General features: G+C 51.0%; 14 protein-coding genes. 9 read left to right on the top strand and 5 right to left on the bottom strand.

The genetic code is table 11. The features are described from left to right. Nucleotides 1-149 precede the first annotated feature (149 nt). On the top strand, nucleotides 150-1,796 hold the full coding sequence (locus ACJJI0_RS13055) for an alpha-amylase family glycosyl hydrolase (RefSeq protein WP_444882928.1): 1,647 nt from the start codon (nucleotides 150-152) through the stop codon (nucleotides 1,794-1,796). 78 nt (nucleotides 1,797-1,874) lie between these two features. Here the strand turns inward: ACJJI0_RS13055 and ACJJI0_RS13050 are convergent, their stop codons facing one another. Further along, nucleotides 1,875-2,717, bottom strand: coding sequence for a universal stress protein (locus tag ACJJI0_RS13050; protein WP_252083498.1), 843 nt, complete (start codon nucleotides 2,715-2,717; stop codon nucleotides 1,875-1,877). 315 nt (nucleotides 2,718-3,032) lie between these two features. Here ACJJI0_RS13050 and ACJJI0_RS13045 point away from each other — a divergent pair, with 315 nt between their 5' ends. The 8 genes from ACJJI0_RS13045 to ACJJI0_RS13010 all read left to right on the top strand — a co-directional run bounded on the left by ACJJI0_RS13045 (nucleotide 3,033) and on the right by ACJJI0_RS13010 (nucleotide 10,067). Next, entirely contained in the window at nucleotides 3,033-3,755 is a 723-nt protein-coding gene (locus ACJJI0_RS13045; RefSeq protein WP_444882927.1) for a thermostable hemolysin, read from the top strand. Next, on the top strand, nucleotides 3,746-5,224 hold the full coding sequence (locus ACJJI0_RS13040; RefSeq protein ID WP_444882926.1) for an AMP-binding protein: 1,479 nt from the start codon (nucleotides 3,746-3,748) through the stop codon (nucleotides 5,222-5,224). Before ACJJI0_RS13045 ends, ACJJI0_RS13040 begins: the two co-directional genes overlap by 10 nt. Continuing rightward, nucleotides 5,221-5,892: an iron-containing redox enzyme family protein gene (locus ACJJI0_RS13035; RefSeq protein ID WP_444882925.1), complete on the top strand. Its 672-nt coding sequence runs from the start codon at nucleotides 5,221-5,223 to the stop codon at nucleotides 5,890-5,892. The genes ACJJI0_RS13040 and ACJJI0_RS13035 overlap by 4 nt, the downstream gene beginning before the upstream one ends. Before the next feature lies 1 nt (nucleotide 5,893). Further along, nucleotides 5,894-6,739: an SDR family oxidoreductase gene (locus ACJJI0_RS13030; protein ID WP_444882924.1), complete on the top strand. Its 846-nt coding sequence runs from the start codon at nucleotides 5,894-5,896 to the stop codon at nucleotides 6,737-6,739. A 147-nt stretch (nucleotides 6,740-6,886) separates the two neighbouring features. Continuing rightward, entirely contained in the window at nucleotides 6,887-7,555 is a 669-nt protein-coding gene (locus ACJJI0_RS13025) for a response regulator (RefSeq protein ID WP_444882923.1), read from the top strand. Beyond that, a complete protein-coding gene (locus ACJJI0_RS13020; protein WP_444882922.1) occupies nucleotides 7,552-8,895 on the top strand; it encodes an ATP-binding protein in 1,344 nt (447 codons plus the stop codon). Before ACJJI0_RS13025 ends, ACJJI0_RS13020 begins: the two co-directional genes overlap by 4 nt. After that, nucleotides 8,888-9,274, top strand: coding sequence for a cupredoxin domain-containing protein (locus tag ACJJI0_RS13015; RefSeq protein ID WP_444882921.1), 387 nt, complete (start codon nucleotides 8,888-8,890; stop codon nucleotides 9,272-9,274). The genes ACJJI0_RS13020 and ACJJI0_RS13015 overlap by 8 nt, the downstream gene beginning before the upstream one ends. A 10-nt stretch (nucleotides 9,275-9,284) precedes the next feature. Next, on the top strand, nucleotides 9,285-10,067 hold the full coding sequence (locus ACJJI0_RS13010) for an FTR1 family protein (RefSeq protein WP_444882920.1): 783 nt from the start codon (nucleotides 9,285-9,287) through the stop codon (nucleotides 10,065-10,067). A gap of 722 nt (nucleotides 10,068-10,789) precedes the next feature. On the opposite strand, the gene ACJJI0_RS13005 is transcribed toward ACJJI0_RS13010, so the two are convergent. From ACJJI0_RS13005 to ACJJI0_RS12990, 4 genes are all read right to left on the bottom strand, one after another. Further along, the gene (locus ACJJI0_RS13005) at nucleotides 10,790-11,239 is read right to left on the bottom strand and encodes a GNAT family N-acetyltransferase (protein WP_444882919.1); all 450 of its coding nucleotides are present in this window, start codon (nucleotides 11,237-11,239) and stop codon (nucleotides 10,790-10,792) included. A gap of 442 nt (nucleotides 11,240-11,681) precedes the next feature. Then, nucleotides 11,682-11,990: a hypothetical protein gene (locus ACJJI0_RS13000; RefSeq protein WP_444882918.1), complete on the bottom strand. Its 309-nt coding sequence runs from the start codon at nucleotides 11,988-11,990 to the stop codon at nucleotides 11,682-11,684. Between the two features lie 95 nt (nucleotides 11,991-12,085). Beyond that, on the bottom strand, nucleotides 12,086-12,460 hold the full coding sequence (locus tag ACJJI0_RS12995) for a Rid family hydrolase (protein ID WP_444882917.1): 375 nt from the start codon (nucleotides 12,458-12,460) through the stop codon (nucleotides 12,086-12,088). 75 nt (nucleotides 12,461-12,535) lie between these two features. Continuing rightward, nucleotides 12,536-12,835, bottom strand: coding sequence for a hypothetical protein (locus tag ACJJI0_RS12990; RefSeq protein WP_444882916.1), 300 nt, complete (start codon nucleotides 12,833-12,835; stop codon nucleotides 12,536-12,538). Nucleotides 12,836-14,138: the final 1,303 nt, after the last annotated feature.

Below are 14,138 nucleotides of genomic sequence, written 5' to 3'. Positions count from 1 at the left end.
TTGCCTATTGCGAAAATCCTGTGCGTCTGCTGTTTGCGAAAGTGACGAAAACAAGTACTGGCTACGCCCCCACTTGGGAGGATGTAGGAATCCCATTGCCGATTAGAGTTGGCTGGTGAAAATGTGCGCGGCGAATAAGTGAGAGAGCAATGGTTAAATTTACCAGCTTATTAATAGGTCTGTTTCTGGGAGCTGTTCAGGCAGCGGCGGCCGAGGGGCCAATTGATCCCTTTTGGCGTAACGCTACCATCTATTTTATGTTGCCGGACCGCTTTTATAACGGCGATAAGGGCAATGACTTTCCCTACGGGCGCAAGGATGACGGGGCCCATCTGCGCGGATTCGCCGGTGGCGATCTGCGCGGGGTGATCGAAAAAATTAAGGCGGGCTATTTCAACGATCTGGGGGTAGATGCTATCTGGATGTCTCCGGTCATTGAGAATATCCACGGTCACAATGACTCTGACAAGCGCACCTATGCCTTCCACGGCTACTGGCCCAAAGACTGGACCGCAGTGGATGCCAACCTTGGCACTGAGGCCGAGTTAGCGGAGCTGATAGAGGTCGCGCATAAGCGCGGTATTCGTGTGTTACTTGATGTGATTCTCAACCACACCGGCCCGATAACCGCAAAGGACCCGGAGTGGCCCGCTAGCTGGTTGCGCAAAGGCACGCAGTGCGATTGGTCTGATTACGCCGGCAATGTGGAGTGCGCGATCCACGCCAACCTCACCGATATCCTCACCGAGAGCGATAAGCCCGTGGCGCTGCCGCCGCAGCTTGTGGATAAGTGGCAGCGAGAGGGCCGCTTGCAACAGGAACTGAGTGAGCTGGATGCATTTTTCGAGCGCACCGGCTATCCGCGCGCGCCCAAGTACTATCTGATCAAGTGGCTGACCGATTGGGTGCGGGAATACGGTGTGGATGGCTTTCGTGTGGACACGGTAAAACATGTCGAGCCCGAAGCTTGGGCAATTCTGAAAAAAGAGGCGGATCTGGCTCTGGCTGAGTGGAAAGCAAAACATCCACAGCAAAAACTCGATGATCGCGATTTCTTTATGCTGGGTGAGGTTTATCACTTTGGTGTGAATAACTATGGTCCCACCGTTGGTCGTGTTTACGATTACAGCGATCAACAAGTGGATTTTTACCAGTATGGTTTCGATAGTCTGATCAACTTCGATTTTGCCCAGGTGGCCGGCGAGCCCGCGGAGAAAATTTTCTCCAGTTATTCCAGCGCATTGAATTCTGGTGCGTTAAAGGGCTTGGGGGTGCTCAATTATCTGGGCTCTCATGACGACCACCACTCCTTCGATCGCGAGCGCCAACAGACCCGAATTGCCGCCAGTAAACTGATGCTGGCACCGGGGGCGGTGCAAATTTATTACGGCGATGAGCTGGCGCGCCCCATGACCGATGCTCGCGCTTTTGGCGATGCGGCCATGCGCAGCCCCATGAATTGGGGTGATCTGAAAAAAGCTGAAACTCGTGCACTGCTCACCCATTGGCAGAAGCTCGGTCAGTTCCGCCGAGCACACCCCGCCCTGGGCGCTGGTGTGCACAAGAAACTCGCCGATAACCCCTACACCTTTGCACGCACTTTAGCCGGGGAGCAGCCGGTGGTGGTGGCAATGGAGCTGCCCCGTGGGGAGAAACGCATTTCTGTAAAAGGTGTGTTTACCGATGGTACGGTGTTAACAGATTACTATTCCGGTGAGCATGCAAAAGTTGAGGGTGGTAGTGTGACTTTTAATACCGGTGGGGATCTGTTGCTGCTTTCAGCTAAATCAGAGTAGTCCTGGTTTTTAACCGGCCCAAGAAAGAAAAAGCCCAGCAAATGATTGCCGGGCTTTCGCAGAAGTTTCGAACGGGATTTACACTTCCGTGTTGGTGAATTGGTTGCACACCATCACATCCACGTCCAACTGGCCGATCACCCGCTCGGCGGTATTGCCGCGCAACAGCGAGCCGGTTTCACCGAACTGGTTGAGAGTGCCCATTACCACCAGATCCGCATCAACTTCCTTAGCCACCGCTTCCACTACATCGCTGGTATAGCCCTGCTTCACATGAATGCGGTGCGTGGGTACGCCGGTTTTATCGGCGAGCTTGGCCAGGGCGCCGCGATCTGGGTAGCGCATGGAGTCCAGATAGGCATTTACCAGGTGCAGCTCGGCGCCGTAATGGCCGGCAATATAGGTGGCGCGCTCACTGATCTGGCGGTTTAGCTGGCGCTGTTCCAGGGTCTTCGCCTGATAGTTGACGGTGGCCAGCACCACTTTGCGCTCGGCCTTGGCGCCGGGGCGAATCAGTACCACCGGGCAGCGTGCGGTTTTCAGCACCCGCCATTTGGATTCAGCGAAGGTAAAGCGGCGGCTGGACTTCTTGTGCACTGGCAGGTAGATCATTTCCGCATCGCAGCGCTTGGCCTCCTGCACAATGGCCGCCTGCCAGTCGCTGGACCAACACACAGTAATCTCGCAGGAGAGACCGGCCTCGGAGATAGGTTCGCGGATCTGCTCGCGGAACCAGGATTCATCGCGGAATAGGTGGTCGTTCACCGCGCGGGTATCTACTGCTTCGCCATCCACCGCGACAAACACTGCCAAACGCGGCTGGGGCTTGCGCCCGCGGGAAGTGGTCAGGGCGCGTTCCAGGGCCACATGTCTGTCATCGTTGGGGTCCACGACCACGAATACGGTGTTTTGCTGCTCCATCTTTCCTCCAGATCAATGGGTCTTTCTGGTCCCTGCCTTATGCAGTTGACTCCTGGGTCTAAGTTATCACGGAGAGGCTCTGGCGCGGGGAATTTGTCGTCTCAATACGAGGAAAAGCGCGCCAGATAGGCCTTGCTAGCGGCGCATGATGAAGTAAAGGAGAAAGTCCGTATTGAGCCAGATCAAGACCTGCCGCCGGTTTGGCAAGCACTGACTGGGGGAGGGATACATGGCGAGTTTTTCCAGCGTTTCTTAAGTTTGCCTTAATTTTGTCTCCGTAGACTCTCGCCGTGACACTCCCAAAGAGGGTTTTCAATGGCGCTACAAAGACATTATCAATACCTGGACCAGAGTGCGTTGCCCAAGCGCAGGCTGCGGCGGCGCAAACTGGATTTCGATCTGACCCGTATAGGGCAGGCAGGCCACAGCCGGGTGCAGGGATTTATCGCGCAGAAGTTTGCCGATACCTATGGTGCGCAGGTGAACCAGTTTGCCCCGCTATTGTTATCCGCCTGGCAGGAGAGCGCGTTCAGTAGTGCCCTCGGGCTACGCCGCGCCGATAGCGGATCTCTATTCCTAGAACAGTATCTCGACCATCCGGTGGAACAGGAGATTGCCGCCTTCAGTGGGGGCTCGGTAAAACGCACGGAGATTGTCGAAATCGGCAATTTGATCTCCACCAGCCGCGGTGGCAGCCAGATGCTGTTCCTAATGTTGTTTGAATTATTTGCCGCCGCCGGTGTGCATTGGGCCATTTATACCGCCACTGCGGAAGTGCGTGGCCTATTGCAGAAATTAGTGGGTCGGCAGACGGTTTTATGTGAAGCAGACGGCCGGCGTTTGGGGGATAACCTGGACGAGTGGGGTCGTTATTACGAGTCGGCTCCGGCGGTGACCGCCATCGATATGGTCGCCGAGCACCGCGCCCTGCTGGCAAATCCTCGTACCCGCGAGACTCTGCTGGCCTGTCGCCCTTCGGCACAGGCCATGTCGCCTGTGCTCACAACCTCGGCGGGAGGTGCCAATCTATGCAACTGATAGATCAAATTCGCCAGCAGGCTGTGAATCACCCCGAACAGCTGGCGCTGCGGGGCGAGGAGTGCACATTCAGCTATGGGCAGCTGCTGGCGGCCGCCGAGGAAATCGCCGAGGAGCTGCAGGCGCGCGATATCCGCGTGCTGGGGCTCTACGCCGACAATGGTCCCAATTGGTTGTTGGTGGATCTGGCCTGCCAGATAGCGCAGATCACTTTAGTGCCGCTGCCAGTTTTCTTTTCCCAGCAGCAGCTGACACATACCCTGAGCGTGAGTGGCATGCAGGCCCTGTTGAGCGATAGCTGCGAACGCTTTACCGCGCTCGAAATGGTGGGGCAGGCGCGGGCTGAGTTGGCCGGTATGGCCCTGATCGATATCCATGCGGAAGCGACATCGGCGCTGCCGGAACACACCGCCAAAATTACTTTCACCTCTGGCTCTACCGGCACGCCGCGCGGTGTCTGTTTGTCAGCCCGAACCCAGTTCACCACAGCCAATGTACTGGCACGGCAACTGCATCCTCAGGGCAACCGTGTGCACCTGTGCCTGCTGCCTCTGGCCACTCTGCTGGAGAACGTGGCCGGGGCTTACAGTAGCTGGCTGCGTGGTGGTGAGGTGGTGGTGCCGACTACGGCGCGTCTGGGCCTCAGTGGCAGCTCGGGGCTGGATGTAGCCCAGCTGGCGAGCTGTATTGATGAGTATCGTCCCCACAGCGTGATCCTACTGCCGCAGATGCTGAAAGCGCTGCTGGAACACAGTGAGCGCAACGGCTGGCAGCCGCCGAGCGCACTGCGCTTTGTCGCCGTGGGCGGCGGTAAGGTCTCGGACCGGCTGTTGTTGCAGGCGCGCAGTCTTGGCCTGCCGGTTTATGAAGGCTACGGCTTGTCCGAATGTGGCTCGGTGGTTGCGCTGAACGTGCCCGGCGCCGATCGCCCAGGCAGTGTGGGGAGGCCCTTGTCTCACTGTGATATCGCCATTCGCGATGGCGAGGTGATGGTGCGTGGTCCCCGCTACCTGGGTTACCTGGATAGTGCCGAGGGTGGTGAAAGCCAGTGGCTCGCCACCGGTGATTTGGGTGAGTTAGACGCAGAAGGGTTTCTGCACATCACCGGGCGCTGCAAGAACATCCTGATCAGCGCTTTTGGGCGCAATATCTCGCCGGAGTGGATTGAGAGCGAGGTACTGCTGGAGCCGATAGTGCAACAGTGCGTGGTGGTCGGCGACGCTCGTCCCCACTGTGCCGCCCTGATTTTTGCACGCCCCGGCAGCAGCCGTGAGCAGCTCGACAGCTGGTTGCAGGCGGTGAATCGCAAATTGCCGGATTACGCCCAGGTGCGCACCTGGACCGCACTGCCGGCGCCATTAACGTTTGCCGATGGCCTGCTCACCGCCAATGGCCGCCCGCGCCGCGATCGTATCGCCGCGCAGTTCCAAAATTCTATCGATAGCCTTTATGGAGGTATTTCCTCATGAGTTTTTACAATCTTCTTGAACAGCAAACTGCCGACGCCCGCCAGTCTCTGATGGAGGTACCTTTTATCCAGCGCGCCGCTCGAGGTGAGATTGCCTTGCAGGAATATGTGGCCTTCCTCACTCAGGCCTATCACCACGTCAAGCACACGGTGCCTCTGCTGATGGCCTGTGGTAGTCGCCTGACTCAGCAACAGGAATGGTTGCGCGAGGCGGTTGCGGAATATATCGAGGAGGAAACCGGTCACCAGGAATGGGTGCTCAACGATATTGCCGCCTGTGGCGGCGATGCGGAAGCGGTGCGCAACGGCCGCCCCAACCTGAGTACCGAACTGATGGTGTCCTACGCCTATGACAATATCGCCCGCGGCAACCCTCTCAGTTTTTTCGGCATGGTGCATGTGCTTGAAGGCACCAGTACCGCCGTGGCCACTAAAGCCGCGCGCGCGATTCAGAAAACCCACGGACTGCCAAACAAAGCGTTCAGTTATCTGCTCTCTCACGGCGATCTGGATATCGGCCATGTGGACTTCTTCAAGGGGCTGATGAATCGTATCAATCATCCCGATGACCAGGCCGCGATCCTGCACTGCTCGCGGGTTATGTGCCGCCTGTATGGGGATATTTTCCGCGAACTGGACAACCCCTTTAACGTGCAGGAGGCCGCTTGATATGACAGCAAAAGAAACGCTCACGGTGCTGGTCACCGGCGCCAGCGGCGGAATTGGTGGTGCCATCAGTCGTCTGCTAGCCGAGCAGGGCCACCGGCTGCTACTGCAGGGGCGCAATGCCGCGCGCCTGCAGCGGGTAAAAGCGGAGCTACCTCACAGTGACAGGCATCAGATACTCGTGGCCGATCTGTGTGATCGGGCCGCTCGCGCCGACCTGGTGCGCAGCTGCAAGCAATTACCGGCTGGTGTGGATGTGTTGATCAACAATGCCGCTATCGCGTCCTTTTCCCTGCTCAGCGATATCGGCGATGTGGAACTTAGTCAGCTGCTGTATACCAACCTGATCGCGCCCATGGCGCTGACCCGCGACCTGCTGCCAATACTGCAACGCAGCGAAGGCGCCGCGATTATTAATATCGGCTCGGCCTTTGGTCATATCGGTCATCCGGGCTTTGGGGCCTATGGTGCCAGTAAAGCGGGGCTGCACGTCTTTACCGAGACCCTGCGCCGGGAGTTGGCGGACAGTAAGGTACGTGTGCACTACCTGGCGCCCAGGGCGGTGGATACCCCTCTCAACAGTGACGCAGTCAACGACTTGAATCGGGCACTCGGTAACAAGTCCGACTCGCCACAATTTGTCGCCGCCCAATGTCTGCGTCTGCTCCAGAGTAAACACGCCCGCAGACGCTTTATCGGCTGGCCCGAACGCCTGTTTATCAAGGTCAATGCGCTCCTGCCCTCTCTGGTAGATAGCGCGCTGGCAAAGAAACTGCCCCTGGTTCGCCAATTTGCCCGCGGGGAAACTCCGCCAACAGTACAGGATAAGACGGCTCCCAGCGCGCTTTGAGCGCGCCGGCCTGTTCATTCAACAACCAATTCAACAACCGCTCCCACACCACCCACTGCCCCGGCAAAGGCACTATGCTCTGGCGGTGGGGGAGGGCGTTGCACCGCGCTCTCCTTACCTGTTTTCATTGCTGAAGAGCCCAGGCCAATGCGCATCCTGCTGATCGAAGATAACCAATCCCTGGCCGAGGGGATGGTCACCGCCCTGCAGAGAGGGGGCTATGCCGTTGATCACGCGGCCCGCGGCAGTGAGGGCATTGCTCTGGCACAGGCGGCGATACCGGATGTGATTATTCTCGATCTGGGCCTGCCCGACCTGGATGGTGTGGAGGTGTTGAAACGGTTGCGGGCAAAATCGATTCGCTCGCCGGTATTGATTCTCACCGCCCGCGATGATCTCCCCTCTAAAGTGCAGGGCCTGGATGCCGGTGCCGATGACTATCTGACCAAGCCCTTTGCGGTAGACGAGCTACTGGCGCGCCTGCGTGCTCTGGAAAGGCGCAGTGGCAGCGGTCTCAGTGCGGAAATCCTGATTGGCGATGTGGCCATTAATTTATCCAGCCATACCGTGGCCAGGGCTGGGCAGGAAATAAAACTGTCGCGACGGGAATTCAGCCTGCTGCGCGCCTTGGCCGAGCGCCCGGGCCATATTCTCAGTCGCGAACAGCTGGAAGATAAGCTGTACAGCTGGGGCGAGGAGGTTTCCAGCAATACTGTGGATGTGCATATCCACAATTTACGCAAAAAAATCTATCCAGAGTTTATTCAGACCATTCGCGGCGTTGGCTACAAACTGGAAGCGGCTGGCGGCGCATGAAATCTATCCGTATTTTTCTGCTGATCGCGTTGCTCAGCATCATCATGCTGGTCAATTTTGTCTCGGCGCTGCACGGCTACCGCGATACCATGGCGGAAGCGCAGCGTCTGTTTGACCGCCAATTAAGCGCCTCCGCCAGGTTATTGGCAGATATGCCGGTGGCAACAGGGGCCGAGCGGGTGGTGGCCCAGCCCGAGGCTATGGTGATGCAGGTGTGGTCGGAGGATAAGAAATTACTGGTGCGCTCCGCCGATGCCCCGAAGCAACCCCTCAGTAAATTTGCCGTTGGCTTTAAGGAAATAAATTTCTCGGGCTATCGTTGGCGCAGTCTCGCAGAATACTTTCCCGATAATGGCCACTGGATTATCGTTGCGGAGAGATCTGACCTGCGTTACCAACTGGCAGAAAAATTGGCGATTGCCGCAGTACTACCGATACTGTTGGGCCTACCGATTGCCGGGTTGCTGATTTGGTTTGTAGTGGGGCGCGGCCTTTCCAGTTTGCGCAAACTCGCCGAAGACCTGCATAGCAAACGCGCCGAAGACCTGACACCACTGTCAGAGGGTAGCCCCCCACAGGAACTGCTCCCGGTGGTGCAATCCATTAATGCGTTACTCGCGCGCCTGCAGGCCTCTTTTGAGCGCGAGCGACGTTTTTCCGCCGATGCTGCCCACGAACTGCGCACGCCCATCGCCGCCATACAGGTACACGCGCATAATCTGGAGAGTGATTTTGAGGGGGCAGGGCAAACAGTAATGCCCCAGAGTCTGGTCAAGCTGGAAGATAGTGTTCAGCGTATGGCGCACCTGGTAGAGCAAATGCTGGATTTATTCCGCACTACACCCGAACACTACCCGGCGCGCTTTGAAATACTCAATCTTCATGCCCTGGCCCGAGAGGTATTGGCAGAGGAATACCCGATCTTTGCCCTGAGAAAGCAACAGGTGGAGCTACTGGGCGGTAGGGTATTTCTGCGTGGCGATCGCTTCGCACTGACTATTCTTTTAAAAAATCTCCTGCGCAATGCGGCGAAATACACTCCTGAGAAGGGTCATGTGCAAGTGAGTACCCGGTTAATCAGAGGGGATATTCTTCTACAAGTGGAGGATTCCGGGCCGGGGATTCCAGAGAAAGAGTACCCTAGGGTTTTTGAACGGTTCTACCGAGTGGGTGGCGACCGCCATCAGAGCACTGCCCCCGGTTGCGGATTGGGCCTTTCCATTGTGCAGCATATTGCACGCCTTCACGGAGCTTCAATCGAACTCGGCCAGTCACATTTTGGCCATGGGCTTTCAATAACCGTGCGTTTTAAAAAAGCAAAGGAGAGCAAGGATGCTTAGTTGCTTACAAGGGCGAAGAAAAAACTATAACAAGCAGAAAAAGAGTGGTGCCTTGGCTGCTGGCATTTGGATCTTGGTTTCAATTTTATTCAGTGCCTGCGCTCCAGATACCAATAAACCCACTGTGAAATTAGAAATCCACAACCATCTTTTTAACCCTTCAGAACTGATAGTACCCGCTGATACGGAGATTAAACTGGTGATCTACAATCGAGATGCCTCTCCAGAAGAATTTGAGAGTTACCAGCTCAACCGAAAAAAAGTGATCATGGGCAATAGCAAGGCAGTGCTATTTATTGGCCCTTTGCCCGCGGGAGAATATCTGTTTTTTGGTGAATTCCATCCCATAACGGCTCAGGGAAAAATTATCGCACAGTAGCGAAAGGCTTATGTTGTTAACCTCTGTAATGGTAGTACTGCGGGAAGTGTTGGAAGTGGCGCTGCTGCTCAGTGTGCTATTGGCGACTACCCGAATACTGGATCTTCGCGCTCGCTGGTTTTATATCGCGCTATTACTCGGTGGATTGGCTGCAATCGTCTATGGTGAAAACCTTGCGCGAGTCTCCCAGGCAATAAATGGTACAGGCCAGGAGCTGGTGAATGCCGGAATATTAATCATAATCTATATATTATTAATAATAGTCACCACCTTGTTGTTACTTAACTGGCGTAAGCAGCAATACCATTTATCCATCATACAGGGCGCTATGCTACTGGCTGTCACACTCGCGATTATGCGAGAGGGGTCAGAAGTTTATGTTTACCTCACTTCCTTTTGGCTGCACCGACCACTCTTACCCTCTGTAATAATCGGTGCATTGCTAGGTGCTGGTATCGGCTATAGCTTAGGTGCATTGCTATATTATTTTTTATGTAGCCTGCCACCCCAATATACTTTGGGGATTTCCTGTATATTACTCATCATCTTGGCTGCCGGAATGATCCTACAGGCCGCGCAATTATTTATTCAAGCAAATTTACTGCCTGGGCAAGAGCCCCTTTGGGATAGCTCCCAACTATTAAGGGAGGACTCAATCCCCGGGCAGCTACTCTTTGCTATAGCTGGTTACGAAGCAACACCAACCCCTCTGGAAGTAATGGTCTACGCAGGTAGTATTTTTCTTATGCTGTGCGTGCTAGGGGGTGTTTATTATAGGTGTTCCAGAGATTAACTAGTGGGCAGATAAGTTATTCTATGTGGGTTTATTTACGCCTTTTCTTATTGAGGGAATTCTCGTAAATATAGTCTTTCATTCTTATGGCCGAATCATCCATGCTTTCAAATAACATATATTCGCGCAATCCTGCTTTGAGACAGAGTGTATTAAATTTTGCGGCTGGTGTGTGCTTAGTGTTCATAATATAGCTTGAAATATATAGATCTTTTAGTCCCCATTTTAATCTGCACATGGGCTTCCATTTCCGTGGGATTAGTTCTCTCATGAACACTATCTCTCTATTAAAGTCTATTTTTTTCTGCACAGGGAAGAGCTGTCCCCTTAAACCAATAACGCGGAGAGCCATATAGGAGATACACAGAGAACAACCCACTCAGGACCAAGATCCAGCGTGATATTAGCGATATATAAAGTTAGCAAGATTAATCCTGCTAAAACAATAAAGATAACACACACAATAAGAATTTCTTTTGATAGTTGCTGTGCCATCAGTGATGATACATTTTTTGGTTAAATTCATGGTCTACTAACTACTAGAATTTTAAAGATGAAGTCTTCTACATAGTGGCTTTATCGTATATTTCATAAATAAAAATATGTAGCCGACACTGCTAGGCCGGCCAACATACCTTAACAGTTTATAAAATCATTAAACAGTTTTAACCTGCTAAATATGAACCCTACCGCTATCTGAAATATATATCGAAGAAGCGCCCTTAAGTATAATGGAGCTCCATAATCGTTTCATCGAACTCATCTTGATCTACGACTTTAAATCCAAAACGCTCGAAAAAAGGTTTCATGATGTCATGTCCTTCAACGTAGCAAATGGATACAGAATTAAAGCCATTAAGCTGCTTGATTTCAGCTAACACAAGTTTCACGGCTTCCGAACCATAGCCTTGACCTTGTAAGCTGAGATCAATCAATAATTGATCTATAAAGATTTCGTTTGGTTTGCCATCCCTATGATTTGGATAATATTGGATAAAGCCAATTGGCTTGTCTCCAAGATAAACGCCTCGATTGATATAATGATCATAAAACTTGGATGCAGCAATAGCTTCTGATGGAAGAGCTACATAGTTTTTCTGCTCTTTTGTGATGTCAAGGTCAATCATATCGACCCAGTTATCTTTTGTTATTTCTCGTAAGTTAATGTTCAATGATATAAATCCTTTTTATATACAATGGGAAGACTAATATTAATTTATAGAGGTAGAATACAGAGCAGTGAGTGCCTTTATTCTACATTGTGGGTTTACTTGAATCGCTAGCTGCCGTTCTATGGTCTAAATACTTTCTTAGGCACTTGGCTTTATTGAGAGCTTTGCTTCTCAACTCGTAGTTATCACAAGTATATACATCAATTTTTTGAACAGGTAATAAGCTTCGCGAGAATTTCCTTGGCTTTCTTTTATCAGTGAAAGATTATAGATGTTTTCCTTTTTTGATGCAGGCATACAGTCATTTTTCTCATAAAATACATGTGAGGCTACTATCATAAGTGGAGTCAAACAAACTAATACAAGTGTTCCATTTCTCATTATGATTTTTCACCGCTGGTGCTGCCTGAGCAGTCCTCTAGGAGCCAGTAAGAACTCCAGTTTACTGCCTGCGATTATTAAGTTTTTGTGCTCGAACATTCAGTTGGTAATCTCCAACGCTAGATAGCAAGCACACAACACCGCAAATGAAGGCGAAGAAGGCTAGAATCCAAAAAAATACAGGCTGATCTTTGACAGTTAAAAGAATTTCTTCTGGACGGAAATTTCCCTTTGTTAGGAGGAATTTTCCATCCAGCACAAGCCAAGGAATTAGCCCTAAAAATATACCTGAAGCTATCAGCAAGTTGATAATTGGCGGCTGATGAGGTTGCCTAGGGGTTCCGAATTCTATTAGTGCCTTCCAGTTCATATAAAATCTTAATACAGGGATAAGGTGGCGGTTCGGGTAATATTAACGCGTCGTAAACTTGTTCAGTGACGGGTGGAGCGTACTTCAGCGAATTTTTATATCTGGCCCAATACACAATCCATGTCTGTTTCCACAAGCCATGCCAGATCTATAAAGACAAACGTGCACGCAGGCTTTATTGTAGAGAATAGCTCTCCATGTGCTTTTGCTGCTTCTTCCCAGCGGGATATATCGGTAAGCATGATACGGGTTCTGATGATACCCGTCGGTTTTCCACCCGCTTCTACTATGGCCTTCATCGAAAGCTCCAGACAGTATTTCGTTTGAGCATACACATCACCAATGTAAGCGGTCTGGCCATCCTTGATAGGTGCCGTACCAGAAACAGAAATTAGGTTTCCAACTCGGCACGCTCTGGAAAAGCCTACCAGCTCTTCCAGATGAGAACCTGAGGAGATTAGTTTTCTCATGTTTCCCTACTTGAGTAAAACACCCACTGTAACGTAGTGAGTACAGGCCTGTAAGATCAAAGTTACTTCTGCACATTACAAGGAACGAACAGCGAGTAGTTTTCTTATCGTAACAGTATTTAACCAAACAATAACAGATGCTACTGTAAATTGACCTAGCGAGTGGAGAAAGAGTTTCGGCCAGAAATCTATTTCCTCAGTTAGCAGTGGGTGCCAAACATATACAAGAGTCAAGTTTCCTGGAAATAGAAATATCTTGTACCCAGGCATACCGCCGCCCCAGACATTCCAATTTAGCGCAAATGCAATGAGCCCAATTACTAACACTAAAGCACCGCCATAAATCGCGATGGTAGTCGACTTGAATTTACTCATCGTGCATCATATCCCTTAAAGTAGAGGTGCGACTTTATAAGTGATCTACTGCTTATGATTGTTAGATAACTAGTGATCATGATTACACTATTACTTGTTAGATTTCTATGTGTCTTGTGTGCTGAGCCTGTTCATGATTTATGGCGTTCGGGTTAGGGGCGGCTGGAGCATAGCGTAAGCTATGCCAGCCTCGTATTATGCAGAGACTTCAACCGCTTTTTAAATTTTAGGCAAACACTCTAGCCAAACCCGCTCATTCGGATGATGCTCTGCAATCGTGATTAATGCCTCATCTAGAGCTCTATCATCGCAAGGGGCAATCGTGTAACTGAAGTTGGTTAGATCAATATTACTTGAACGTAGCGAATCTAGCTCCTGTTCATTCAGCACATCACCCCCTACCCATACTGGATATAGGGCTGATTTAATTATCGGCTCTAATTCTAAGTAGCCTTTTCTTGTAACAGCGAATATAACCATAATGAAATTTAAGATTTATATAGTGATAATCACGACCACTATTATCCTGATTATTATTCCGGGGGCAATTTCACATCAATTTTCTGAAAAGTAAGCTAAATCAGTAACTTATATTAATTTGGTACTAATTTCATATTTGAAGTAGTAGTTATAGTGACCACTACCCTAATAATTACTTGTTGGCTTAAGATATTGACCTCAATTATTTTTTCTTGTATCTGGCTTGATCCAGAAATAACAGTCACAAAGAGCTAAAAATCATGGTCAAATTGATCACTTATGTGAAAAGGATCTGAGTTATTCAGGTGCTACAGCAATGGTTATTATTAAGCAGGAAGGGTGGCCTTGAAAAAGAGAATTAAAAATTTTAAGGGCTGTCTACAAGCGGTAGGTTAGAACCCTATACTGCTTGAGACTACAACAAACCTTGTGTAATTAGGGCTATAATTGCTTTGTTTATCATAAGTTGATTTCTACCAGCTTAAGTCACTTGATTTAAATGCTGGGTTTTAAGCTCTCCATCCTCACTAATTCATCTTAACTTACTGGCGGCCACTAAAAATCAATCCTGTTGCTTTTTTGAGCACCGCACTGCTTCTCATGTCACTAAGTTCAAATCCCTGCAGATAAAACTACTACGCCCCCCTGAAGGGGGATGTGTGCGTTAGTACCATTTCTTTACTCTGCAATAGGTCACACCCCAGAGAGGGTGGGCACTTGTGTCAGAGTTGCTAGGTTAGAAGCACTCTTTGAGTTAGGTATAACAACAATAACTAGGTTGATCTATTTCCTTGCCTGTCATTCTCTGGCAGTCATTTGCTCA

The sequence above is a fragment of the Microbulbifer mixtoriginis (SeqCode) genome (assembly GCF_052466695.1).
The sequence above is the reverse complement of the archived record's forward strand: the minus strand, read 5'-3'. Positions and strand labels throughout refer to the sequence as shown.

Excerpts from the sequence above, each read along its gene's own strand:
- ACJJI0_RS13055 (WP_444882928.1), top strand. The coding sequence starts at position 150 with ATGGTTAAATTTACCAGCTTATTAATAGGTCTGTTTCTGGGAGCTGTT.
- ACJJI0_RS13050 (WP_252083498.1), bottom strand. The coding sequence starts at position 2,717 with ATGGAGCAGCAAAACACCGTATTCGTGGTCGTGGACCCCAACGATGAC.
- ACJJI0_RS13045 (WP_444882927.1), top strand. The coding sequence starts at position 3,033 with ATGGCGCTACAAAGACATTATCAATACCTGGACCAGAGTGCGTTGCCC.
- ACJJI0_RS13040 (WP_444882926.1), top strand. The coding sequence starts at position 3,746 with ATGCAACTGATAGATCAAATTCGCCAGCAGGCTGTGAATCACCCCGAA.
- ACJJI0_RS13035 (WP_444882925.1), top strand. The coding sequence starts at position 5,221 with ATGAGTTTTTACAATCTTCTTGAACAGCAAACTGCCGACGCCCGCCAG.
- ACJJI0_RS13030 (WP_444882924.1), top strand. The coding sequence starts at position 5,894 with ATGACAGCAAAAGAAACGCTCACGGTGCTGGTCACCGGCGCCAGCGGC.
- ACJJI0_RS13025 (WP_444882923.1), top strand. The coding sequence starts at position 6,887 with ATGCGCATCCTGCTGATCGAAGATAACCAATCCCTGGCCGAGGGGATG.
- ACJJI0_RS13020 (WP_444882922.1), top strand. The coding sequence starts at position 7,552 with ATGAAATCTATCCGTATTTTTCTGCTGATCGCGTTGCTCAGCATCATC.
- ACJJI0_RS13015 (WP_444882921.1), top strand. The coding sequence starts at position 8,888 with ATGCTTAGTTGCTTACAAGGGCGAAGAAAAAACTATAACAAGCAGAAA.
- ACJJI0_RS13010 (WP_444882920.1), top strand. The coding sequence starts at position 9,285 with ATGTTGTTAACCTCTGTAATGGTAGTACTGCGGGAAGTGTTGGAAGTG.
- ACJJI0_RS13000 (WP_444882918.1), bottom strand. The coding sequence starts at position 11,990 with ATGAACTGGAAGGCACTAATAGAATTCGGAACCCCTAGGCAACCTCAT.
- ACJJI0_RS12995 (WP_444882917.1), bottom strand. The coding sequence starts at position 12,460 with ATGAGAAAACTAATCTCCTCAGGTTCTCATCTGGAAGAGCTGGTAGGC.
- ACJJI0_RS12990 (WP_444882916.1), bottom strand. The coding sequence starts at position 12,835 with ATGAGTAAATTCAAGTCGACTACCATCGCGATTTATGGCGGTGCTTTA.